Source organism: Flavisolibacter nicotianae, from assembly GCF_003628535.1.
GTDB lineage: Bacteria > Bacteroidota > Bacteroidia > Chitinophagales > Chitinophagaceae > Flavisolibacter > Flavisolibacter nicotianae.
This window is the reverse complement of the sequence record NZ_RBCI01000010.1, coordinates 43,321-65,737: the sequence shown is the minus strand read 5'-3', so window position 1 is coordinate 65,737 and position 22,417 is coordinate 43,321. Positions and strand designations below refer to the sequence as shown.

The 22,417-nt window shown below is 52.2% G+C and carries 21 protein-coding genes; 11 read left to right on the top strand and 10 right to left on the bottom strand.

What is annotated here, in order from left to right; translation table 11 throughout:
- Nucleotides 1-162: 162 nt before the first annotated feature.
- The 9 genes from D6024_RS20450 to D6024_RS20410 form a co-directional block, all read right to left on the bottom strand.
- Nucleotides 163-933, bottom strand: a complete 771-nt coding sequence (locus tag D6024_RS20450; RefSeq protein ID WP_121356634.1) for a phosphatidylinositol-specific phospholipase C/glycerophosphodiester phosphodiesterase family protein — start codon at nt 931-933, stop codon at nt 163-165.
- Between the two features lie 205 nt (nt 934-1,138).
- A complete protein-coding gene (locus D6024_RS20445) occupies nt 1,139-1,753 on the bottom strand; it encodes a LutC/YkgG family protein (protein WP_205573334.1) in 615 nt (204 codons plus the stop codon).
- The gene (locus tag D6024_RS20440) at nt 1,717-3,111 is read right to left on the bottom strand and encodes a lactate utilization protein B (protein WP_121356630.1); all 1,395 of its coding nucleotides are present in this window, start codon (nt 3,109-3,111) and stop codon (nt 1,717-1,719) included. The genes D6024_RS20445 and D6024_RS20440 overlap by 37 nt, the downstream gene beginning before the upstream one ends.
- Nucleotides 3,108-3,842 carry a (Fe-S)-binding protein gene (locus D6024_RS20435; protein WP_121356629.1) on the bottom strand — a complete coding sequence of 245 codons (735 nt, stop codon included), beginning with the start codon at nt 3,840-3,842 and terminating at the stop codon, nt 3,108-3,110. The genes D6024_RS20440 and D6024_RS20435 overlap by 4 nt, the downstream gene beginning before the upstream one ends.
- A gap of 48 nt (nt 3,843-3,890) precedes the next feature.
- A complete protein-coding gene (locus D6024_RS20430) occupies nt 3,891-5,276 on the bottom strand; it encodes an FGGY-family carbohydrate kinase (RefSeq protein WP_121356628.1) in 1,386 nt (461 codons plus the stop codon).
- 45 nt (nt 5,277-5,321) lie between these two features.
- Nucleotides 5,322-6,596, bottom strand: coding sequence for a TIM barrel protein (locus D6024_RS20425; RefSeq protein WP_121356626.1), 1,275 nt, complete (start codon nt 6,594-6,596; stop codon nt 5,322-5,324).
- Between the two features lie 94 nt (nt 6,597-6,690).
- Complete coding sequence (locus tag D6024_RS20420) at nt 6,691-8,814, bottom strand: bifunctional aldolase/short-chain dehydrogenase (protein ID WP_121356625.1); 2,124 nt, start codon at nt 8,812-8,814, stop codon at nt 6,691-6,693.
- Nucleotides 8,815-8,915: 101 nt separating this feature from the next.
- Nucleotides 8,916-10,154, bottom strand: coding sequence for an L-rhamnose/proton symporter RhaT (locus D6024_RS20415; protein ID WP_240410106.1), 1,239 nt, complete (start codon nt 10,152-10,154; stop codon nt 8,916-8,918).
- Between the two features lie 165 nt (nt 10,155-10,319).
- Nucleotides 10,320-11,198: an alpha/beta hydrolase gene (locus D6024_RS20410; RefSeq protein WP_121356623.1), complete on the bottom strand. Its 879-nt coding sequence runs from the start codon at nt 11,196-11,198 to the stop codon at nt 10,320-10,322.
- A gap of 290 nt (nt 11,199-11,488) precedes the next feature.
- On the opposite strand from D6024_RS20410, the gene D6024_RS20405 reads away from it, so the two are divergent.
- Nucleotides 11,489-12,520, top strand: coding sequence for a GntR family transcriptional regulator (locus D6024_RS20405; protein ID WP_121356621.1), 1,032 nt, complete (start codon nt 11,489-11,491; stop codon nt 12,518-12,520).
- A 385-nt stretch (nt 12,521-12,905) separates the two neighbouring features.
- Here D6024_RS20405 and D6024_RS20400 read toward each other — a convergent pair whose 3' ends face one another.
- Nucleotides 12,906-14,663: a cellulase family glycosylhydrolase gene (locus tag D6024_RS20400; protein WP_121356620.1), complete on the bottom strand. Its 1,758-nt coding sequence runs from the start codon at nt 14,661-14,663 to the stop codon at nt 12,906-12,908.
- A gap of 455 nt (nt 14,664-15,118) precedes the next feature.
- Here D6024_RS20400 and D6024_RS20395 point away from each other — a divergent pair, with 455 nt between their 5' ends.
- From D6024_RS20395 to D6024_RS20350, 10 genes are all read left to right on the top strand, one after another.
- Nucleotides 15,119-15,742 (top strand): nucleotidyltransferase family protein, encoded by a 624-nt coding sequence (locus D6024_RS20395; protein ID WP_121356619.1) that lies wholly within the window; start codon nt 15,119-15,121, stop codon nt 15,740-15,742.
- 114 nt (nt 15,743-15,856) lie between these two features.
- The gene (locus tag D6024_RS20390) at nt 15,857-17,041 is read left to right on the top strand and encodes a molybdopterin molybdotransferase MoeA (protein WP_121356617.1); all 1,185 of its coding nucleotides are present in this window, start codon (nt 15,857-15,859) and stop codon (nt 17,039-17,041) included.
- A gap of 9 nt (nt 17,042-17,050) precedes the next feature.
- Complete coding sequence (locus D6024_RS20385; RefSeq protein WP_121356616.1) at nt 17,051-17,788, top strand: sulfite exporter TauE/SafE family protein; 738 nt, start codon at nt 17,051-17,053, stop codon at nt 17,786-17,788.
- Between the two features lie 3 nt (nt 17,789-17,791).
- Nucleotides 17,792-18,028: a MoaD/ThiS family protein gene (locus D6024_RS20380; protein WP_121356615.1), complete on the top strand. Its 237-nt coding sequence runs from the start codon at nt 17,792-17,794 to the stop codon at nt 18,026-18,028.
- Nucleotides 18,029-18,030: 2 nt separating this feature from the next.
- On the top strand, nt 18,031-19,149 hold the full coding sequence (gene moeB / locus D6024_RS20375; RefSeq protein ID WP_121356614.1) for a HesA/MoeB/ThiF family protein: 1,119 nt from the start codon (nt 18,031-18,033) through the stop codon (nt 19,147-19,149).
- Nucleotides 19,133-19,576 carry a molybdenum cofactor biosynthesis protein MoaE gene (locus tag D6024_RS20370; protein WP_121356613.1) on the top strand — a complete coding sequence of 148 codons (444 nt, stop codon included), beginning with the start codon at nt 19,133-19,135 and terminating at the stop codon, nt 19,574-19,576. The genes moeB and D6024_RS20370 overlap by 17 nt, the downstream gene beginning before the upstream one ends.
- A gap of 3 nt (nt 19,577-19,579) precedes the next feature.
- A complete protein-coding gene (moaCB, locus tag D6024_RS20365; protein ID WP_121356612.1) occupies nt 19,580-20,497 on the top strand; it encodes a bifunctional molybdenum cofactor biosynthesis protein MoaC/MoaB in 918 nt (305 codons plus the stop codon).
- A 59-nt stretch (nt 20,498-20,556) separates the two neighbouring features.
- Entirely contained in the window at nt 20,557-21,537 is a 981-nt protein-coding gene (moaA, locus tag D6024_RS20360) for a GTP 3',8-cyclase MoaA (protein WP_121356731.1), read from the top strand.
- Between the two features lies 1 nt (nt 21,538).
- Nucleotides 21,539-21,829, top strand: a complete 291-nt coding sequence (locus D6024_RS20355) for a SelT/SelW/SelH family protein (protein WP_121356611.1) — start codon at nt 21,539-21,541, stop codon at nt 21,827-21,829.
- The gene (locus tag D6024_RS20350) at nt 21,826-22,398 is read left to right on the top strand and encodes a molybdenum cofactor guanylyltransferase (RefSeq protein ID WP_121356610.1); all 573 of its coding nucleotides are present in this window, start codon (nt 21,826-21,828) and stop codon (nt 22,396-22,398) included. The genes D6024_RS20355 and D6024_RS20350 overlap by 4 nt, the downstream gene beginning before the upstream one ends.
- The last annotated feature ends 19 nt before the right edge of the window (nt 22,399-22,417 follow it).

Sequence of the window (22,417 nt, the reverse complement as noted above, 5' to 3'; positions counted from 1 at the left end):
AAGAACGAATATCGACCTCTCTTTGATGCCCCTCAACGTTTGCCGGTGTTGCACGATGCATGCTGTACGGGTAAAAAAAAGCGGAGAGGAATAACGAATCGAAACAGATACGGACAGTATACGGACCAACCCTTTACTAAAAACAAGCCCACATTTCTCAGACTATCGCTCCAGGAAATGCGCCAGCTTCTCAATAGAATCTGTACCGATAAAATCAACGCCCAGTTTTACCAGTTCCTGCCAGGCGGCTACAGTATCCGGAGCGTCCCAAAAGCGAATGCCTTTGCCCGATGCATGCACGCTGTTTATGATTCGTCGCAAACGGTCTTCGTCTTCTTCCGGGATCACACCCGTTCCTTTCCAGGTTGTAAACAAGCTGAATTTCAAACTCACCAGCCCGACTCTTTTCCATTGCTCCGGTGTATGTTGGTGCACGAGGTCGTCATCGAAAAAAATAAAATCCGGGTACCGGTTATAACTGGAAGGCAGTGGCCTGTTTCCACTGATCAGGACCAACAACCGGCCGGTGGAATAAAACGGTTGGAGCGGCAGCAACTGCCGGATAAGAAGGGGAAGAACACTGTCGCCATTTTCCTTGATATCAACCAGCAATTGAAGGCGACGGGCACTATCTTTTTTCAAGCCTTTGGCGATAGGTTCCAGGTAGAGTGCTTGCAGCGTGCGATCCGCATGAATGTTCTTTTTATCATGCGCTACAAACAATTGCTCGTTCACGGCAAAAATATCGGCCTCAATCGAACCAAAACCCTGTTTGTACGCACCATAAAAAGCGGATCGCTGGTTGTAATCGTTGTGCGAATGAGCGTTGGCTACAGTTGGTTTGGCGGTTTGTGCGAAGGCGGAATTTGCAAAAAATACAAGGGCAACGAATACGACAGCAGGCAATGGATTCTTTGTGGTGATAGGGGGCATCCGGCGAAATTAAACGCAAACAGCTTTTGCCGGAAAGCTTTTTCGTCGCTGGCAGGTAACAGCTTGGAAAGAGAGCCTGCTGTTTCATCTTGCTGGTTGTTTGACACACCCAGCCAGCAAAGAAAAATCTACGTTCGTTCAAACTCGCCGGGGAATTGCCGGCAAGTGGATCAAATATTGGAATAAAACCAAACAGTAAAGTGCGCTAGTGTAACAGGAAAACTGTCATGCTTTTTGGGCCGTGTGCACCCAGCACCAGCGATTGCTCGATATCGGCCGTTTTGGAAGGGCCGGCGATGAAAGCGCCAAAGCCATAAGCAGATGCACCGATCCGTTCATAGGCTTCGTGCAGGGTGGCGACGATCGTCGTTGAATCCACCACCGCCACCAGGTGCTCACAGATAAACGGCAGCACCCGGATTTTCAGGTCCTCTTCCGTTACCCACACGGCGCCATTCTCCGCCACGCCAAACTGCGCCTCGATGATGGCGACATCCACATCCTGCAGGGAATGATGCCGGAGGCTTTTGTAGTCGCTGAAAAAATAGTTTTGAACTGCGGTGATGGAAGAAACAATGCGTTTCGCTTCCGGGAACAGTGCGACCGTTTTTTCGGCAATTGATTCTTCTGCATTCAGAAAAACTACTTTTCCCCCGATGCTTTCCAGCACCGCTTGAAACTGCTTGACCGCATCAACCTCTCGCGGCTGTTTTTCAATGGAAGGCAGCGGTAGTAAAGAAGGCTGTGCTGCTTTTACTTTTTGTAGGATGGCATCGCGGCTGCTCATGATTTTCCTCCTTTCCTGTTTTGCTTGTACCATTCGGTAAACGATTGCTCCGGCGGCGCCGGCATTTCGCGTTGCTTGTACCATGGATTCAATCGATTGCTGACGAGACCGGGGACAAGCCCCATCACTTTTCTCCCCCACTTGCCGGCAATGGAGAATAAAGAAGGTTTGGATAAAGTGGCCGCCATTGCCTTCATGGCCACCGTTTTTGATTTGGGCTGATAGCCTTCTTCGGTCAGCACCTGCCGCCACTGGTAAAGCTGTTCGTGAATGTTGATTTTTACCGGGCACACGTTGCTGCAGGAGCCACACAGCGTAGAGGCAAACGGCAGGTCTTTGTACTGCCGCATGTCCAGGTTCGGTGCCAGGATGGAACCGATCGGCCCTGCAATGGCGGTGTGATAACTGTGGCCACCGCTCCGGCGGTACACGGGACAGGTATTGAAACAGGCACCGCACCGGATGCACTTGAGTGAGTTGCGAAAATCCTCCCTTCCCAGTTGCGTGCTTCGGCCGTTATCCACCAGCACCAGGTGCATCTCCTGCCCTTCCCGCGGCTTTTTAAAATGGCTGGAATAGGTGGTGATGGGCTGGCCCGTGGCGCTTCTTGCCAGCAGGCGAAGAAAGACGCCCAGGTGCTCCCGTTTCGGAATGAGCTTTTCAATGCCCATGCAGGCAATGTGCACATCGCTCAGGTGGGCACCCATGTCTGCATTACCCTCGTTGGTGCAGACTACAAATTCACCCGTTTCCGCAATGGCGAAGTTGACACCGGTGATGGCTACCCGCCGTGTCAGAAATTTTTCCCGCAGGTGAACCCTTGCCGTATTAGTAAGAAATGATGGGTCGATGACACCTTCGGGAGAACCCAGGTGTTTGTGAAACAATTCCCCGATCTCTTCTTTTTTCCAGTGAATGCAGGGAAGTACAATATGGCTGGGATGCTCTTCTGCCAGTTGCACAATGCGTTCACCCAGATCCGTGTCAATCACTTCTACGCCTTTTTCTTTGAGGTAGTCGTTTAGGTGGCACTCCTCCGTGAGCATCGACTTGCTTTTCACCAGCTGCGTGGCGTTGTGTTTTGCAAGAATGCCGTGAACGATCCGGTTGTGTTCCTCCCCATCGGCTGCCCAATGAACGGTGATGCCGTTCTGCTGCGCCGCTTTTTCAAACTGTTGCAGGTAGTCGCTCAGGTTGGACAACGTATGCGCTTTGATGGCCGAAGCCGTTTCCCGCAACGGCTCCCACTCGTTGCCCAGCGACCAGGCAGCCCTGTCCCGCTTTTGCCGGATGAACCACAGGGTTTCGTCATGCCAGTTCACACGGGCTTCATCGCGGTTGAATTTTTCAGCCAGCGTTGCATGATCTGTATGGTGGTTGCTGTTACTCATTGTGCGTTCAGTATTTCGGCAATGTGCTTGACCTGCACCTTGCTTCCCTGTCTTTTTAAAATGCCCTGCAGGTGCATGAGGCAACTCATATCGGCCCCGGTGATGTAGTCGGCGCCGTGTGCTTCGTGATCCCTCACTCTGTCCTTTCCCATCTTGACTGAGACGGCTTCTTCGGTCACGCAGAAAGTGCCGCCAAAACCGCAGCACTCGTCTTTGCGGTCGAGTTCAATCAGCTCCAGTCCCTCGACCATGTTGAGCAGGCGTTCGGGCTTGGAATAAGGCTTTGCCACCAGCTCACTCATTTGCGAAAGGTGCAGGCCCCGTTGCCCGTGGCAGCTCTGGTGAAGACCCACTTTGTACGGAAACGCTGCCTGCAGTCGATCGACATTTAGTACATCGGTGAGAAATTCGGTCAGCTCGTAGACATTGCGCCGGATGGCGGTTGCGGCCGTTCTGTCTTTTGCAGAATGCAAATGTTCCTTGATGTGCAGGACACAACTGCCCGAGGGACAAACAATATAGTCGAAGGAAGAAAAGTTTTTTGTAAAGAGTTCGTTGCAGTTTCCCGTCAGCGATTCATAACCGGAATTGGCCATCGGCTGGCCGCAGCAGGTTTGCGCCAGTGGGTAGTCCACTTCGCAGCCGAACTTTTCCAACAGTTGCAGCGTGGCAATGCCGACCTGCGGGTAAAACTGGTTCACATAACACGGAATAAAAAGACCAACTCTCATGTTCTCAACTATCTGTTTGTATACAGCCGCACCTTTCTTTCCGACTCACTAAACACCTTGTGCGACGCCGTAGTATTTCAGTTCAATAATATCGCCCGGCAGTGGCCGGCTGTTCCAGGATGAATGGATCGCCAGCGCTGCCCCCAGCGCCGAGGCCTGTGCCATCGACGCGGCAAACACTTCCACTTCGGGAAAAGCCAGGGTCAGCAGGTGCATGTAAATGGGGTTATTGCTAAACCCGCCGTCAACAAAAATGCGTTTTACGTTGGTTCCCTGCAGCACCAGCTGCGTGGAACCAACCTGCTGCAGGATAATATCCTGCAGCAACCGGTGATAGGCTTCTTCGTAACTGGCAAATGCCGATAGCTCCCGCTCTGCAAAAAGAGAACTTTTCAGCGAAACCATCGTCCCGCTTTTTTCCTCCTGTACGGGCTCAAAAGCTGAAGGACGAACAAGGTCCGCAGACAGCCGAACGGATTTATAATAATCAACCGGTTTTTCGAAATGTACCGCCAGCCGCTTCACCTGCTGCTCGTGTTCGTTGCCGGCAAAAAGGCGCGACGCTTTTACCGGCCGGCCTTCGTAGGTCAGGTAGCAAAGGCAATCCTGCTCCAGCTCCGTACTGGTCAGCGGCGACTGGTTGAACGGATTAAAGCTGATGCACCAGGTCCCTGTGGAGATCAGCACAAACGGTTCGTGAAACGATGCCAGGTAAGGGATCAGCGCCGCCGAACTATCGTGAAGGCCTACACCGACATTGTACATGCCGTTGCGAACGGAAGTAGTCACAACATGCGTGGACGGAACTACCGGCGCCAGCTTTTTGCTGATGCCTTCTTTATACACCCAGTCGTGGTAAGCTTGTTTGGAAAAATCCCACAGGTTGGTATGGCAGCCGATGCTTGTCAGCTCGCTAAAATACCGCCGCGACAGTAGGTAACTGATGTATTGGGGCAGGTGCAGGGAATGAGCGATCTTTTTGAACACATGGGGCTTGCAATGCTTCAGCCAGTAGAGCTGCATGCCCGAGTTGAGATGTCCCAAAACAGGCGATGCCGTGGTAACGGAAAAAGCTTTCTCGCCGCCATAAGCTGCATAAAATTGATGCAGCAGGTCCGCGGGAAAACGTTTCAGGTAATTGTAAAGCGGTGCCACGGGCACGCCCTTTTCATCGAGGTGAACAAAGCTGGCGCCGTAGGTAGAAAAGTTGACCGCCTTGACCACGAAGGCCTTGTCCTGAAAAATTTTTTGCAGCGAATTGAACACGAAAGCATGCAACTGTTCCAGGCTTTCGCAGGGGTCGCCGTCTTCATCCACCGTTTCAGGGCAGCAAACCGTTTCTTCGTAAACGATGCGGTAGGATTCATCAAACAGGAACACCTTTTTGTTTGTTTTTCCCACATCAAAAATGGCTATGACCGGCGTGGCTTGCATATATCAATAAACAATTGGCAATAAACAATAGACAAAGGAATCAGATCAGAGACCGGTGGCCACCGTTTTTGCGCCTCTTTCCTTTACCAGGCTCTCCCGCACCTTCAGGCTGCGATAGACCTGCAGGGGTTGCAGGGCACCGCCGGCCTTGCGCCTGGCTTCGGCTACCAGCGGCCGCACATCGGTACGGTAAGCGGTTTGCAGGATCTCCTGCGCTGCCGCCACGTCGTTGCTTTCCCTGGCAGCTTCCAGTGCTTTCGCATCCACGAGCAGCGCCTGTGCATACGCGATTTTGATGGCTTCCACTGACTGCAGCAAGTCCTCCAGCGGGTCCTTGATGTTGTGCGAGGCATCGATCATCCAGCCCAAATCGGACGCATGGTTCATACCCCTGGCGTCCATACCTTCCACCAGTTCATTAAAAATCAAAAAGAGCTGGTAAGGGTTGATGGAACCAACCGTCAGGTCATCGTCGCCGTATTTTGAATCGTTGAAGTGAAAGCCGCCCAGCTTTCCTTCCATCAGCAGGAGCGAAACGATCTGCTCGATGTTGGCATTGGGCAGGTGATGGCCCAGGTCAACCAGCGTGTAAGCTTTCGGTCCCAGCTTGTTGGCATAGGTCAACGACTGCCCCCAATCGCCAACGGTCATCGAATAAAAACTGGGTTCAAAGGCCTTGTATTCCACAAACATCTTCCAGTTTTCCGGCAGCGCCGCGTACACTTCCTGCAGGCACTCCAGCGTGCGCTGAAACGCTTTGCGGAAATTCAACTGGCCGGGAAACGACGAGCCGTCCGAAAGCCAGACGGTCAGCGATTCGGAGCCCAGTTCTATCCCGTATTTGATCACGTCAATGTTGTGCTCAATGGCCTGGCGGCGCACCGCTTTGTCGGTGTGCTGCATGGAGCCAAACTTGTAACTGAGTTTTTGTCCCGGCTGGTCCTGGAAGGTGTTGGAGTTCATGGCATCGAAGCGAAGCCCGTGCTGTGCGGCCAGCGCTTTGATGGAGGCGGCGTTCTCGGGGATATCCCAGGGAATGTGCAGCGAAATGGCACCGCTGGAGGCGTTCAGCGAATGCAACAGGCCCACGTCTTCAATCTTTTCCTCCAGGCTGCGCGGCTCGCCTCCGCCCGAGAAACGGCCAAAGCGGGTGCCACCTGTTCCCAGGGCCCAGGACGGAATGGCAATCTGAAAGTCGATGAGCTTTTGCAAAATGCTGTCGACGTTTTTTATTTCTGCTGCCAGGGTCTCAAACTTTCGCTTGTGCAGGTCCGCCTGCTCCTGGTTGAATTCTTCCAGTTTGTATTTTTCTACTTGCATAAAATAAATCAGGTTAAAGAAGGAAAAAGAAAGGAGCCGATATCGATATATCCCTCCCGTATCTATGATTGCTTGCCAGTCAAAGTCGTTGTTTTTACCGCAGGAACGCTGCTGCTACGCCGCCATCCACATTCAATGCATTGCCGGTTGACTTGCCCAGCAGTCCACCCACAAAGGCAAAGCAGGCATTGGCAATGTCTTCGGGCAAAATGGCTTCATTGAGCAAGGTGCGCTTGGCATAATAGGCAGGCAATTCAGCCACGGTAATGCCGTAGGCTTTTGCCCGTCCTTCGGCCCAGCCGCCGGCCCAGATGTTGCTGTCGGCAATGACCGCATCGGGGTTGACCGTGTTGACACGAATCCTGTCGGGACCAAGTTCCGCAGCCAGCAGCCGTGTCAGGTGTGCCTGCGCCGCTTTTGCCGATCCATAACCTGCGTTGTTGGGACCTGCCACCACGCTGTTCTTGGACACCACGTTTACAATATCACCACCGATTCCCTGCTTGCGCATCACGCTAACGCCGGCTTTGGAAACGAGGAACTGTCCTTTTACGAGAATATCGTAAAGCTTGTCCCAGTCGGCTTCGCTGTGGTCCAGCAAACCTTTGGAAATGGAGATACCGGCATTGTTGACGATGATGTCCACACCACCAAAAGCTAGCACGGTAGCATCAATGGCTTTTTCGATGGTCTCGTTACTGGTCACATCCAGCACGGCTGAAGCAGCCGTGTCGCGGCCAAAGGTTTTTTGAAATTCTTCCATAGCACCCTGCAGCCTTTCTTCGTTAATATCATTGATCACGACACAGGCGCCTTCTTCCGCAAACTTTTTGGCGATGGCTTTGCCGATGCCGCCGGCGCTGCCCGTCACAAGGGCAATACGTCCGCTGAGCGGCTTGGGCTTGGGCATGCGCTGAAGCTTTGCTTCTTCCAGCAGCCAGTATTCAATATCAAACGCTTCCTGCCGCGGCAGCGACGTGTATTCCGAAATCGCTTCGGCACCCCGCATCACGTTGATGGCATTGATGTAGAATTCAGCCGCCACTCTTGCCGTTTGTTTGTCCTTGGCAAAGGTGAAGAGGCCCACGCCGGGAAACAGGTGCACAACCGGATTGGCGTCGCGGATGGACGGGCTGTTCGGGTGTTTGCAGCCGTTATAATAGTCTTCATACATCTTGCGGTAGGCTTCGTATTGCGGTGCCAGTTTTTGTTTGATCGCCTCCACATTGGACAAATCTTCACCGGCTTCCAGGTTCAGCACCAGCGGCGAAATTTTTGTCCGCAGGAAATGGTCGGGACAGGACGTACCCAGCGGCGCCAGGCGGGCAAGATCGTTGGAGTTGATGAATTGCAGCACCCGTTCGTCATCGGTAAAATGACCGATCATTTTTGTTTTGCTGGAGCAAAAGCCACGGAGCACAGGTGCCAGCGCCGCGGCCTGTTTCAGGCGCTCTTCTTTCGGCAGCGACTTTCTTTTTTCACCACCAAACACAGGGCCTTTTTTGCCTGAATTATCTTCAATGTATTGGGCGCAACGTTCAATTACGTCCAGCGTGTTGAGATAGCTTTCGTACGCCGTGTCACCCCAAGTGAACAGGCCGTGAGAGCCCAGCATGATGCCGCGGATCCCGGGGTTGGCGTCGAGGCATTCCTTTAATTTCAGGCCAAGGTCGAAACCCGGTCGCTGCCACTCCACCCACCCGATGGTCCCATTGAACAGTTCTTCGGTGATGCGCTTGCCGTCTTTAGCAGCGGCAATGGCGATGGCCGCATCGGGATGCAGGTGATCGATATGTTTGAACGGTAAAAAGCCATGCAGCGGCGTATCGATGGATGGTGCCTTGGAGGCAAGGTCATAGATCGAGTGGTTGAATAGTTCCACCATCTCGTCTTCATAAGCAATGCCACGGTAGACATTCTTCAGGCTGCGCAGGCGATCGACATACAGTGCCGCCAGGCCGCTGCGCTTCATGGTGCCCAGGTCGCCGCCGGAGCCTTTCACCCACATCACTTCCACTTCTTTTCCCGTCAGCGGATCTTTGGCCATGGCCTTGCAGGACGTGTTGCCGCCACCGTAGTTGGTGAGGCGCAAATCAGCACCCAATAAATTGGAACGGTAAACCAACAGGGCTACTTCATCGCCTTCCAGCTCGGCGGCTTTTTTCTCGTCCCACAGGTAGCTCACGTGTTTAAATTGCGTTGTTGTCGTTGTGCTCATAATTATTTGTTTGCGAGATAATATCTAGTTAAACCGGTTCACCAGTTCACCAGTCACCGTCCACCAACTTGTGAACTGGTGAACTCGCGAACTGGTGAACTTCACTGCTTCAGGTAATTGCCGTAACCCACCACCAGGACGGCCGCAATAATGACGGCGACACCGGCGAAAAGCAGCATTCTTGTTTTTTTGGAAACACCTTTCCATTCGTTGGAAACAAGGCCCCACATGTTGGCGATCAGGATAATGAACGACATGTGCAGGATCCACGAGGAAGCGCCGTTCCCGAGTTTGCTCTCGCCCATCCCATAAAAAAAGAATTGCAGGAACCAGGTCGTACCCGCTAACGCCGAAAAAATATAATTCTTCAGCAGCGGTGTTTTTTTATTGGCATAATCGCCAAAGGAACGGTTGCGGGCATTCAGGATGACGCACCACACCAGGTTGGTGGTCAGGCCGCCCCAAAGCACCACCACATAGGTCACGTTGTTGCGGAAAAGAAACTCGGTGGTGCTGGCCGGGTTGGCGCTCTTCCACAAGGTATTGGCCACGACCGACATAGGTTTGCCGGCCTCCAGTCCAAAGTTGAAACAGGCGCTCAACAGGCCGGAGATGATGGCCAGCGTCAGCCCCAGGCCAAACTTGTATTCGATGGCGTTGCTTGCCGGTGCGCCATGTGCCGAAGGTGGCGCTTCCGGTGTAATGGCCACTTCTTCAAACACCGGCGTGTGCGACCCGTTGTCGGCGGCCACGGCCTCGGCTACCAGCACTTTCCTGCGCTGCTTTACCGCCACCCCGTTACCGCCACTGGGGTTGCTGCCCGACAATCCTTCTTTTAGTTCTTTTTCTTTCAGCGTACCGGCCCTGCCGCAGATGATGATGCCCACCACGCAGACCAGCAAGCCTGTCAACACTGTCAGTCCCCAGGTGCTGCCGGCGATGGCGCCGATGGTGTCTTTTCCTTCCTGCGGCGAAAACTGGTAATAGAAGGATGGCACCAGCGAGCCAAAGACCATGCACAACCCAAGAATGATGCTGCTGCCGAGCGACACGCCGAGGTAGCGAACACCCAGGCCGTAGGTCAGTCCGCCGATGCCCCACAGCAGGCCAAAGAGATAGGTGTAAAACAAGGTGGAACTATCCGTTTGCGCAATGATCTCCCAGAAATTCGGGATGGTTAAAAACGCGGCCAGCGGCGGCACGATCAGCCAGGAAAAAATCCCGCCGACAATCCAGTAGCTTTCCCACGACCAGCCCTTCACTTTCTTGTACGGCATGTAAAAACTGCCCGAGGCGAAACCGCCGATGAAATGGAAAATGACACCAAGAATCGCTTGCATATAACAGAATCGTTTTAGAGATAAATTTACGCTGATAAAAATAGAGCACCCTTCCGGTTCCGCCGTCCCCTACTGTCCTGCTCAGGAATTGGAAACGGAACCGATCGCCGGTTTTTTCAAAAAAGACGGGAAAGACAAATCCTCTGGTGCGCCGGTTTCAGGGGCTTATGGCGCCCGTTTGAGCAACCCTTGCTGAATCATCCAGTCGCTGAACCGATCCATCCAGGTATCAACAGGAAGACCCTGTTTTTTTGTACCAAAACCGTGTTTGCCGCTTTGATACATGTGCAACTCTGCCGGCTGGTTCGCTTCGAGCCATTTTAGGTAAATGTGTACACTGTGTGTGGCCAGGCCAAGATCATCATCGCTTGCAGCAGCAAGAAAGATGGGGGTTTTTACAGCCGGAACCGCGGAACCAATAATCGCTCCTTCATATGCATAAATCGGTACTACAAAATTGGGACGGCTCTCATTGGTTGCGTTGTACACAACCGACATGGTGACCGTACCACCTGCCGAAAAACCCATGAAGCCAATTTTAGCCGGATCAATCTTATACGCTGCTGCATGTTTCCGTACGTAGGTCACCGCAGTTAGCCCATCCTGCATGGCGAGCGGCACGATCGCCGCATTGATCGAGTCAAGTTTTTTGAAATCTTTCCTTGCCATCAGTGCCATCAAACCATTTTCGGGATGAGCGGGATCATCCCGCACCAGGCGATACTTCAGTACAAATGCCGTGATGCCTTTTTCGGTCAGTCGTTTGGCAACGGTCGCTCCTTCCAAATCGAAAGCCAGCGCATGAAAAGCCCCACCCGGTGCAATGATGACCGCCGTGCCGTTTGGTTTTGCGGGCACGAAAGCCACCAGGCTCGGTTTCGACACTTCAAGAACGATCGTTCCAATCTGGGGAGTGTTGACGACTTTTTCATCCCAGTTCCAGGCCTCCGATCCCGGTGCTGCGCCGTTGTATAGCGGGATTCGTTTTTGTGCAGTTGAATGAACAGCAACGAACAAAAAGAGTACGATCACTATTTTTTTCATGGCTCGTTTTTAGTAATGGTAAAAGCGGTTTGCATTATCTCGAAGTTACCGCAACGATTTTTACCGGCCCTAACAAACCCGAAGACTGCAAAGGAGACTTTGCGTTGTAAAAAGGCATCGTGTTGTAGGTGATCTTTTGCCTGGAATCGGGCTGCGCATCACCGTTCGCCAACGCTTTATAAATTCAACAGGCAGGCTTACGACAAGGCGTTAAAGCAAGAAATCGAATTGGCTTTCTAACTTTGCTGACACCGTTCATAATTCCGTCTTCTGTTCAATTACCACATCGAATGAGTTCTGAAAACATATACCGCCTGATTGATTTTGACGAACACGCGGCCACGCCAAAATATTTACAGTTGACCAACTGCATCATCAAAGCCGTGCAGGAAGGAAAGCTTCAAAAGGACTATGTACTGCCGTCGATCAATGACCTGAGCTACGAACTGGACATGGGCCGAAATACTGTTGAAAAAGCATACCGGCACCTGAAAGAACTGGGCATCGTCAACTCGTTTCCTGGCAAAGGCTATTTTATCAGCAAATCGACCGTTCAACCAATCATCAAAGTCTTCCTTCTCTTCAACAAGCTGAGTGCACACAAAAAAATCATTTATGACGCCTTTGTTTCGACGCTTTGCGATGCGGCAGCCATCGATTTTTATATTTACAACAATGACTTCAGCCTGTTTAAAAAACTGCTGCAGCAACGCAAAGACGACTACCATTACTATGTGATCATCCCGCATTTCCTGGAAGGTGGCGAACATGCCGCCGACATCATCAACGAATTGTCAAAAGGGCAGTTGATTCTGCTTGACAAATTGATTGCCGGTGTCACGCTTGCACACGGAGCGGTATACGAAAATTTTGAAAAGGATATTTATACGGCACTGAAAGAGGCCTTGCCCTCCCTGTTGAAATACCAGACGCTGAAGATTGTTTTTCCCTCTTACACATATTTTCCCGAAGAGATTGTAAAAGGCTTCCGGTCTTTCTGCCAGGAATTTGCCTTTGACTACAAAGTGGTGCACAAGCTCCAACAGGAGGAGATCCGGACGGGAGAAGCCTATATCAACCTGATGGAAGACGACCTGGTGGTTTTGCTGGAAAAAATCCAAAGCACCGAACTGGTGGTCGGAAAAGATGTCGGTATCATTTCCTACAACGAAACACCGTGGAAGAAATTTATTCTGGATGGGATCACTACCATGTCAACCGACTTTAAGAAGATGGGCGAAATGGCTGCCCGTATGATCCTGCAAAAAGAAAGGGTACAGGTGGAAGTTCCGTTTACGTTAACGATCAGAAGCTCTATCTAAAAAACGGCCTGGTTCCTTGCAAACAGCTATTGATGGCTCCCGATCACAAACACGAGGATTCGTTCGTTGTTTACCGGCTTTGTTCGCCTTTTCATATCAGGCTCAGTCTCCCTGTGAGCCCCAGGTTTAGTTTTGAGCGGGAGCCTGGGTTGCTTGCTGCCCCGGTTGGGTTACGCTGTCAATGAAAAGTATCAAAAAACGGAACGCAACGGATGAACCAGGTAAACCCTATCAAACGGTTGACATTTGGCATTGGCAAAACCTTTTTTCTTCGCAACCCGTGATCCTGCCACACCGCTCGTGGACCTTTACAGTTTCTTTGGTTTGACTGCGCTGTTTCCATCGCTGTCGTACCAAAATTCTACCACGGTTGCCTTTTCGCAGGTTACTTTCGCTGGAATTGAATCTCCCTGAACTGAAAACTGCCTTTGGATGCCATGACCCGGAGGCTGTTTTTGCCTGTCCGAAGCGAAACTCCTTTTACAGGCAGGGCATTCCATTCCGTTTTTCCCGGCGCAACCGAAACCGTGTAAACGACCCCATTTACCTCTACCTGAATTTCGCCTCCATCCCCGGCTTCCTGCACAACCAGCGCAAGATCATATTTGCCCGCTTTGGTCACGTCGATCGTATAGCGAAGCCACTCGCCTGCTTCCATTTTACTGACATGGTAATGTCCCGGTTCGCCTTCAATGTCGACGCCGTCGTTGCGGTAGACACGGCCCGTGTTCCAAACCATCCGGCCCGAGCCTGCAGAAATATGATAGTCCGCCGTATCCAGGTCAAAATACGCAACGCCCACTCGGCCAAGGTCATAATCCACCGCCGAAAGGTTCGTGCTCTTGCCTATGACATTCGCCCTGAATGGCTTTGCATCAGCAGAATAGACCTGCCGGAACATGGCATCGATCACATCGCGGTGCACAAGACAGTTTTGAATTCGGGTGTTCTCCGCCAGTTCCATTAACGTTGAGAAGGCGTCCTCTTCGCCCGGCTTTGGCACCTTACCGTTAAAATAATCGAGGAGTTTCTGGTAACCCCTGGGTTCCCTGATCTGAAGCGGGTTGTTGAATCCCAGCTTTTTCAGGGGCCACCACGACCAGCCAATTCCATTGCTTTCCGCCAGTCGAATGCATTCGGTAAACCAAACATTCGAGTTCTCGCCAGTTTCTCCCAGCCAAAGCGGCACATTGTATTGGTTCCGCAGGTCCAAAAAATGCCGGATGGAAGCCTGGTCATTCCGGTTCCAGTACTTGTGAAAGCTGAGTGCAAGGTTGTTGTCCCAAAGCGGGAACATACCATTGTAATTGTTGCCCCAGCCATTGCCTTCAATCACAATGAGGTGCTTCGGGTCCACTTCGCGGATGGCTCGTGTGATCCCAACATACAAGTCGCGGATCGGCGCATTAGCCTGTTCTTTTAAGCCGTTTTTGTCTTTCGGATCCGTAAATCCCCAGTTGGGTTCATTGAGGATATCGTAAGCACCCATCCAGGGTTCGTCCTTGTAACGCTCCGCCAGTTTTCGCCAGAGGGCAATCGTCTTGCGCCGGTTTTCTTCGCTCTCCCACAACGATGGCTTGCCCGGGTCGCGATCTGAAATATTCAAATCGTTGCCTTGCCCGCCGGGGGCAGCATGCAGGTCTAAAATCAGGTAGATGCGGTTGGCTTTGCACCAGGAAAGCAGGCTGTCGGTCAGGGCAAAACCGCGTTCGAGCCAGGTATCTTTTCCTTTGACCGGTTCCTCTTCAGCAGGCAGGGTGTACAAAGCGTAGTGCATCGGCAGGCGAATGGAGTTGAAGCCCCATGCAGCGAGAGAATCCACATCCGCTTTTTGCATGTGGTTCCGGAGCCAGGCCGTATAAAACCGTTCGACCTTTTCTTCACCCACCACACTCGTAAGTTTTTCGCGGATGCGGTGCTGCTGGCCCTCGCCCTGGAAGCGCAGCATGTATCCCTCCTGCAGCATCCAGCCGCCAAGACCAATGCCCCGGAGCAAGACCGTGTCTCCTTTTCCGTTTGTAATCACGTGGCCGTGTGCCTGTAAAAAGTCCTGGCTGTGCAGCGGGCCGGAACAAAACAGGAGAACAATAAGACAGCAGCATAAATTCTTGCGTAACGAAACAAGTGCGGTTGGTTTTTGCATATTTTTTCAATGAATTGCCTTTGTACAAAATGATCGGAACAGACAGCCCTCATGGCTTCGGCTCCTGCGCAACAATTTATTTACTTTCCGGTAATAAGCTGAAGCGAAGTTTCTTTATGAATGGAGACAGGGACCCTCTCCTGTTGAGTGGGCTAATTAAGCACCGCAAGATTTCCTGGTCTTTCCAATACCTCACGGAATGAGCCCGGAGGATTGCATAAACGGAATGCCGGCAAAAACGGTTTGATTTTCGTAGCTTTCGCAAAGCCTGCCGATCATCGGACCAACAGGTTGGCATATCGGCGCAGCAGGCACAGAGAAAATAGCCCTGGCCATTCTTTCTGAAATAAAAGCCGTGCCGACGTGGCACCTCCAGGGACAGGACAAAGGTGTTTCTTTCGCGGCCGGCGACTGCCACCGATTCCATCATACGCACCTGACAGTAAAACCAGCCTATGCCAGCAGAAAAAAAATCTTCAAACACCGGTGTCATCGTTCTTGCTGCCGGTTCGTCCTCGCGGTTGGGCAGACCCAAACAATGGTTGCCGTACAACGGCAAAAGCCTGTTGCAGCACACGATAGAGACGGCGCTTGCCGCCCCTGCGCACCCCGTTGTTGTTGTATTGGGTGCCAGCGAAAACGTCCTGGAGACAAAGGATACCGATGTTCATGTTGTTGTAAATGCGCAGTGGGAAGAAGGCATGGCTTCTTCGATACGCTGCGGCCTTGAAGCCTTCACCAAACTCTCCCCTGCCGCGGAAGGAATCATCCTGATGGTTTGCGACCAGCCTTTTGTAACGGCCGCCTTGCTGAATGACCTGGTGACCGCACATCAAAAGACCGGCAAAGCCATTGTCGCCTGCGGCTATGAAAACACCTTTGGGCCGCCTGTGTTTTTCCATCATACCGTTTTTGCGGAATTGCTCCGGTTAACCGGCGACACCGGGGCAAGAGGCATCGTCAGACGGCACATCGACGCGGCAGAAATCATTCCTTTCCCGAAAGGATCGTTTGACATCGACACGGAGGCCGATTACAACCGTTTACTGCAGAACGAAAAAAGCACGGGAACAAAATAATCAACTGTACCACGCATGCTCGTTCTTTCCATATGCCGTAGATGACCGGTTTTCATACTGCGCCGGAAACGGATGGCGTCAACTAAATTTGTATTTGGATCACCGCTCAAACGAATGATAAGTATAACGGAAGCGAAAACAATTATTCAGGACTCTGTCCGGCCGACAGCACCGGCGGAATTGTCGTTGCACCAGGCCGCCGGGCTGGTATTGGCAGCAGACGTTTTTGCCATGGCGGATATCCCTGCGTATCCGCAGTCGGCGATGGATGGCTATGCGTTTTCGTTTGAAGGGTGGAACCGGCACAAAGAACTGCTGATCGAAGGTGAGATGGCTGCCGGCAGTAACCGCGTGGTGGAAGTGGAACCGCAAAAAGCGGTTCGCATTTTTACCGGGGCTGCCATTCCGCCGGGTGCCGATACCGTCGTCATGCAGGAAAAGGTGCAGGTAGAAAACAACAAACTGATTATCGAAGACAGGCAACTGCAGCAGGGCCTCAACGTACGGCCACCGGCATCGGAAATAAAAGCCGGTGAACTGGCCCTGCAGAAGGGCATGCGGCTAACACCTGCGGCCATGGGCTTTTTGGCCGGGATCGGCACCACCACCGTTTCCGCTTACCCCGCACCGTCTGTTGCCATCATCATTACCGGTAACGAATTACAGCAGCCGGGCCGGCAACTCGAGTACGGCAAGGTATACGAATCCAATTCATTCGCCCTGAAAGCGGCATTGCAGCAACTTCAGATTCAAAATGTAAACGTTCACTGGGTGAAAGATGATCCCGATACACTGACCGCAACACTGCAACAGGCTTTGAACGAAAACGATGCCGTACTGCTGACAGGCGGCATCAGTGTCGGTGATTACGACTTCGTGCTGCAGGCCGCCAACAGCTGCCAGGTTGAACAGTTGTTTTATAAAGTGCGGCAAAAGCCGGGGAAACCGCTGTATTTTGGTAAACGGCAAGAGCAACTGGTTTTTGGCTTACCCGGCAACCCTTCTTCGGTAATGACCTGTTTTTACCTGTATGTGCTTCCGGCCCTCAGGCAACTGGGCGGACAAGCCTCCGGTCTTTACACGGTGCAGGCGCCCATTGCCGAAGGTTATCAAAAAGCAGCAGGAATGACCCATTTTTTAAAGGGGTATTTCGACGGGCAAACAGCCCGCTACCTGGGTGCGCAGGAATCCTACCGGATGCGTTCGTTTGCGCAGGCCAACTGCCTGATACAAATTGATGAAGACCAGTCAGCGTGCAAAAGCGGAACACTGGTAACAACCCATCTTCTACCCTTCTAAACCTGACCAATGGAGAATCTGGTTCTATTTTTTAGCTTGTTGTTTCTGGTGGCGTTTCTCTATGCCTCCGTGGGCCACGGCGGTGCCAGCGGCTACCTGGCCCTGATGGCGCTTTTCAATGTGGCGCCTGCCGTCATGAAACCAACGGCTCTGCTGCTTAACCTCTTTGTTTCGCTGACCTCCTTTATTCAATTCTACCGCGGCGGGCATTTTCGCTGGCGTATCTTTTGGCCGTTTGCGGCAGCATCCATCCCGCTGGCTTACCTTGGCGGGCTGGTGATGGTGGATGCCGTGGTGTATAAAAAAATCCTGGGCGTGCTGTTACTGATCCCGATTGTCCGGTTTTTCTTTTTCGGCAATGCAAAAGTGGAGGAGAAAAGAAAAAACAACCTGGCGCTGTCCCTGTTGGTTGGCGGCAGTATCGGTTTTTTATCCGGGCTGATCGGAATCGGCGGCGGCATCCTGCTTTCGCCGGTGCTTCTCCTGCTGAAATGGACTGATCAAAAACAAACGGCGGCCATCAGCGCCCTGTTCATTTTTGTGAACTCGCTTTCGGGACTGGCCGGCCAGTTTACCAAGGGAATCCAGTTCACCACCGACATGTATGCCTATGTCGTCATTGCCTTTGCTGGCGGTTTGTGCGGTGCCTACCTTGGTGCGCTCAAATTCAGGCAAACGATTTTAAAAAATGTACTGGCATCGGTGCTGCTGGTCGCCGCTTACAAATTGTTGTTTACAACTGCATAAACCATGAAAGAGATTACCGTGTTATCATTTGGCGCTGTGGCAGATATTTTAGGGCAAAGCAATCTCAAACTGTCAAACCTGTCATCAACCGATGAATTGATGCAGCAACTGGAAAAGGAATACCCGGCTTTAAAAAACATTCCCTATGCAATTGCCGTAAACAAACAACTGGTGACCGGCTCCGCCAGCTTGGAGCACAATGCCATCGTGGCCCTTCTTCCTCCGTTTAGTGGCGGTTAACCATGAGCAGAAAAGATTTATCATACGAACGGTATCAGCGCCAAATCCTGCTCCGGGACTTTGGTGAAAAAGGCCAGCAACAGCTTTTTGGTGCAAGCGTGCTGGTTGTTGGTGCCGGCGGCCTAGGCTGTCCTGCGTTGCAATACCTGGCGGCAGCCGGTGTCGGGAAAATCGGCATCGTGGATGATGATCTTGTTTCCCTGCACAATCTTCACCGGCAGGTACTTTTTACAACCGAAGATATCGGGAAGGCAAAGGCCGGCGTGGCCGCAAAGCGGCTCGAAAGCCTGAACCCGGAGATCGAGCTCGCTACCTTTCCGTTCCGTCTCACCAACCAGAATGCATTGACCATCATCGGGGAGTTCGACATCGTGCTGGACGCCACCGACAATTTTGCCAGCCGCTACCTGATCAACGACGCCTGTGTGTTGCTGCACAAACCCCTGGTGTATGGAGCCATTTCACAGTTTGAAGGCCAGGTAGCTGTTTTCCAGGCTGCAGAAAACAGCGTCAATTACCGTGACCTGTTTCCGGAGCCACCGCCGCCGGGCAGTGTCTTGAATTGCGCCGAAGCCGGTGTGTTGGGTGTATTGCCGGGAATCATTGGCACCTTGCAGGCAACGGAGGTGATCAAATTGCTCACGGGTATTGGCAAACCCCTGGTCAACCAACTGTTCACCTACAATGCACTGACCAACGAAAGCTTTGTATTTGACCTGGCCACAAAAAAGCAAACAGCATCCTTACTGCCAAAAACGGCCGCGGAATATGAGCGCCTGGATTACGAATGGCTGTGCGAAGGACCGGTTTCCGTTGTTGAAGAAATGGACACGGCAGCGTTCAATGCCTGCCTGCACGAGGATAAAACTCTCGTCATCGATGTGCGGGAAGAAGGAGAGCAACCGGAAATCACTTCGTTCTCACACCGCAAACTGCCTTTGTCCCGCTTGAAAGAAAATATACCGGCTATCGACGCAAACACCGTCGTACTTTTCTGCCAGTCGGGCAAACGAAGCCGCGAAGCTGCAGCGCTATTATCGGCTACATTTGGCAAAACAAAAAAAATTTACAGCCTGAAAGGGGGCATTCTCAACTGGAAAGCAAATGGAAAAGAAGCTTAAAAATATCTTCGTGCGGGGACCTGTCGCAGCCGCTTTCATTGCCGACAGCATTCAAAAACACAGCACGCAAACCGGGATCGGCGCCCACAGTATTTTTTTAGGCCAGGTGCGGAACGATGTGGTGAACGGCAAGACCGTGACCGCCATTGATTACACCACTTATGAAGAAATGGCACTGGAGCAGATGCACGGTATCCGCGAAGCCATTTTCGAAAAATACGAGCTGACCTGTATGCATGTTTATCACAGCCTCGGCACCGTGAAGGCCGGCGAAATCTCGCTTTTTGTTTTCACGTCCGCAAAGCACCGGAAACCCGCTATTGCCGCCTGCGAAGAAGTGGTGGAGCGCATCAAAAAAGAACTCCCGGTCTGGGGCAAGGAAGTATTCGAAGACACAACATACCAATGGAAAGAAAACCATCCCTGAAACATGGTGAACATCACGCATAAACCCACTTCACTGCGCAAAGCAGTTGCAACAGCCATTGTCAAAACATCCAGCCAGCAAACCATTGCGGCCATACAGAACAAAACGGTGCCGAAGGGCGACGTGTTTGAATTTTCGCGGGCAGCCGGTTTACTGGCCATCAAAAAAACCAGCGATGTGATCCCGGACTGCCATCCGCTGCCCATCGAGTCTGCCGCCATCAGGCACACGGTGGATGGCTTAAACATTGTCGTGGAAGTGGAAGTGCAGACCATCTACCGCACCGGTGTGGAGGTGGAAGCCATGCACGGCGCATCCATCACGGCGCTAACGATGTATGACATGCTCAAGCCCATCGACAAGGAGATTGAAATTTCCACCATCAGGCTGGTGCAGAAAAAAGGCGGCAAGACCGATTTCAGCGACAAGGTTGCCGCCCCGCTTCGTTGCGCGGTGGTGGTGTGCAGCGACAGCGTAGCCGGCGGTTCAAAACAGGACAGCGCAGGCAAGGCGATCATTCAAAAGCTGCAGCAACAGGGGCTCAACACGGCTGCCTACCTGATCATTCCGGACGAAAAAGAAACCATCCAGGCAAAGGCAAAGCAGTTGAGCGAAGAAGGATACGACCTTGTTCTTTTTACCGGTGGCACCGGCCTCTCTCCGAGAGACGTGACACCGGAAGCGATTGCACCGTTGCTTTCCCGTGATATCCCGGGACTGATGGAAGCGGCGCGAAGCTATGGGCAGCAGCGAACACCCTATGCCATGCTTTCACGGGGTGTTGCCGGTTTTATCCATCGTACGCTGGTGCTTACACTGCCCGGCTCTACCCGGGGAGCGGAGGAAACGATGGATGCCCTCTTCCCCTACGTGCTGCACATCTTCCGCGTAGCAGAAGGCATGCGGCACTCAAATGATTAGTGCCTGATAAATGTGGAAGGCATGACAGTTTGCAGCCGTCAATGGTTTATTTTTATACCATGCTTTTCGACACCTTCAACAGGCAGCACAATTACCTGCGAATTTCGCTGACCGATAAATGCAACCTTCGTTGCTTTTATTGCATGCCGGAAGAGGACTATGCCTTCATGCCTTCGTCACAGGTCATGCAGGCCGAAGAAATCGAAACCCTGGCAAAACTGTTCGTTGGTTTGGGTGTCGATAAAATCCGGCTGACGGGTGGAGAGCCCCTGGTGCGCAAAGATGTAGCCCGGATCATACAGGCCCTGTCGCAACTGCCGGTAACCCTGACGCTCACGACCAACGGCATCCGCCTGGACCAATTCTTACCGCTGCTGAAGGAAGCGGGTGTCCGTTCGCTCAACATCAGTCTTGACACCTTGCAGCCCGAAAAATTTTCCCTCATTACGCGTCGCAATGAATTCGAAACGGTTTGGAAAAACATTCACGCCGCGCTTGCAGCCGGAATGCATGTGAAGGTGAACGTGGTGGCGATGAAAAACATCAATGAAGATGAAATCACAGCTTTTGTCCGTTGGACCAAAGACACGCCGGTTCATGTTCGCTTTATCGAACTGATGCCGTTTGACGGCAACCACTGGGACAGCAAAAACGTGGTTACCTACAAGCAAATCCTGCAAACGATCGAACAGCAATACGATGTCGTCAAGCTGAAAGATGAGCTGCACGATACAACCAAAAAATATATCGTCCCGGGGCACCAGGGCACCTTTGCCGTGATCAGCACCATGACCGATGCGTTTTGCAGCACCTGTAACCGCATGCGCCTGACAGCCGATGGCAAGATGAAAAACTGCTTGTTTTCAAAAGAAGAAACGGACCTGCTCAGCGCTTTGCGCAACGGTGAAGACGTGGCCGAACTGATCCGGCAAACGATCCTGCGCAAGCACGCCTCCCATGGCGGCCAGTTTGCCGCAACGATGGAAGCCATTCATTCCGAAACGCTCCAAAACCGGAGCATGATCACCATCGGAGGATAAGATGAAACCAACGATCACGATTGAATACTGCCCCAAATGCCGTTGGCTTCTGCGGGCTGCTTACATGGCGCAGGAAATTCTCACAACATTTGAAGACGAAATCGGGGCCGTCACCTTAAAGCCGAGCGAGGTTGCTGGCCGGTACCAGATTTCTGTCGGCAGTGAAATCATCTTCGACCGCAAACGGCAGGGCGGTTTTACCGACATCAAAGAAATCAAACAGCTTGTACGGGATGTGGTCGCTCCCCAAAAAAGCCTTGGACATTCGGACCGGCAAAACGAAAAGCAATGACTGGCGTTGTTTTATGCGGCGGAAACAGCACCCGCATGGGGACCGACAAGGGACTTCTGAAGCAAGGCGAACAGACCTGGGCAGAACTTGCTGCGCAAAAGCTGACTGCCCTGCACCTCCCGGTGATCGTTTCCATCAACAGGCAGCAATTGCCCGCCTACGAACAGATTTTTCGCCATGGGCAACTTGTTCCCGACCACGAACAGTTCGATGCGAAAGCACCCCTGTTCGGCCTTTTATCCGCTCACCTGGAATTGCCGCAGGAAGACCTGTTTGTTTTAGCCTGCGACATCAGGGACATAGACCAACGCCTGCTCCGACATTTGCTTGACCGGTATAACCAGGGAACAGATGAGTGCTATGTTTATCAAACCGGCGACAGGCCGCAGCCCCTCTGCAGCATTTATACGGCCGAAGGTTTGCGAAAGATCTATCGCCTGTTCCGGGAGGGAAATTTAAAACGCTTCAGCATGATGCATGTTCTGGAACTTCTGCCCACCGACTCCATTTCCGTCAACCAGGAAGACCTGCCCTTTTTTAATAACTACAACAGTCCACAGGAAGGATAATACCAAGGCATTGCCCCGT

What these genes read in the sequence shown, in the direction of transcription:
- D6024_RS20370 (WP_121356613.1), top strand. Translation starts at nt 19,133, where the DNA reads ATGGAAAAGAAGCTTAAAAATATCTTCGTGCGGGGACCTGTCGCAGCC.
- D6024_RS20445 (WP_205573334.1), bottom strand. Translation starts at nt 1,753, where the DNA reads ATGGTACAAGCAAAACAGGAAAGGAGGAAAATCATGAGCAGCCGCGAT.
- D6024_RS20400 (WP_121356620.1), bottom strand. Translation starts at nt 14,663, where the DNA reads ATGCAAAAACCAACCGCACTTGTTTCGTTACGCAAGAATTTATGCTGC.
- D6024_RS20440 (WP_121356630.1), bottom strand. Translation starts at nt 3,111, where the DNA reads ATGAGTAACAGCAACCACCATACAGATCATGCAACGCTGGCTGAAAAA.
- D6024_RS20380 (WP_121356615.1), top strand. Translation starts at nt 17,792, where the DNA reads ATGAAAGAGATTACCGTGTTATCATTTGGCGCTGTGGCAGATATTTTA.
- D6024_RS20390 (WP_121356617.1), top strand. Translation starts at nt 15,857, where the DNA reads ATGATAAGTATAACGGAAGCGAAAACAATTATTCAGGACTCTGTCCGG.
- D6024_RS20395 (WP_121356619.1), top strand. Translation starts at nt 15,119, where the DNA reads ATGCCAGCAGAAAAAAAATCTTCAAACACCGGTGTCATCGTTCTTGCT.
- D6024_RS20425 (WP_121356626.1), bottom strand. Translation starts at nt 6,596, where the DNA reads ATGCAAGTAGAAAAATACAAACTGGAAGAATTCAACCAGGAGCAGGCG.
- D6024_RS20410 (WP_121356623.1), bottom strand. Translation starts at nt 11,198, where the DNA reads ATGAAAAAAATAGTGATCGTACTCTTTTTGTTCGTTGCTGTTCATTCA.
- D6024_RS20405 (WP_121356621.1), top strand. Translation starts at nt 11,489, where the DNA reads ATGAGTTCTGAAAACATATACCGCCTGATTGATTTTGACGAACACGCG.
- moaA (WP_121356731.1), top strand. Translation starts at nt 20,557, where the DNA reads ATGCTTTTCGACACCTTCAACAGGCAGCACAATTACCTGCGAATTTCG.
- D6024_RS20435 (WP_121356629.1), bottom strand. Translation starts at nt 3,842, where the DNA reads ATGAGAGTTGGTCTTTTTATTCCGTGTTATGTGAACCAGTTTTACCCG.
- D6024_RS20415 (WP_240410106.1), bottom strand. Translation starts at nt 10,154, where the DNA reads ATGCAAGCGATTCTTGGTGTCATTTTCCATTTCATCGGCGGTTTCGCC.
- D6024_RS20430 (WP_121356628.1), bottom strand. Translation starts at nt 5,276, where the DNA reads ATGCAAGCCACGCCGGTCATAGCCATTTTTGATGTGGGAAAAACAAAC.
- D6024_RS20355 (WP_121356611.1), top strand. Translation starts at nt 21,539, where the DNA reads ATGAAACCAACGATCACGATTGAATACTGCCCCAAATGCCGTTGGCTT.
- D6024_RS20420 (WP_121356625.1), bottom strand. Translation starts at nt 8,814, where the DNA reads ATGAGCACAACGACAACAACGCAATTTAAACACGTGAGCTACCTGTGG.
- moeB (WP_121356614.1), top strand. Translation starts at nt 18,031, where the DNA reads ATGAGCAGAAAAGATTTATCATACGAACGGTATCAGCGCCAAATCCTG.
- D6024_RS20385 (WP_121356616.1), top strand. Translation starts at nt 17,051, where the DNA reads ATGGAGAATCTGGTTCTATTTTTTAGCTTGTTGTTTCTGGTGGCGTTT.
- D6024_RS20350 (WP_121356610.1), top strand. Translation starts at nt 21,826, where the DNA reads ATGACTGGCGTTGTTTTATGCGGCGGAAACAGCACCCGCATGGGGACC.
- D6024_RS20450 (WP_121356634.1), bottom strand. Translation starts at nt 933, where the DNA reads ATGCCCCCTATCACCACAAAGAATCCATTGCCTGCTGTCGTATTCGTT.
- moaCB (WP_121356612.1), top strand. Translation starts at nt 19,580, where the DNA reads ATGGTGAACATCACGCATAAACCCACTTCACTGCGCAAAGCAGTTGCA.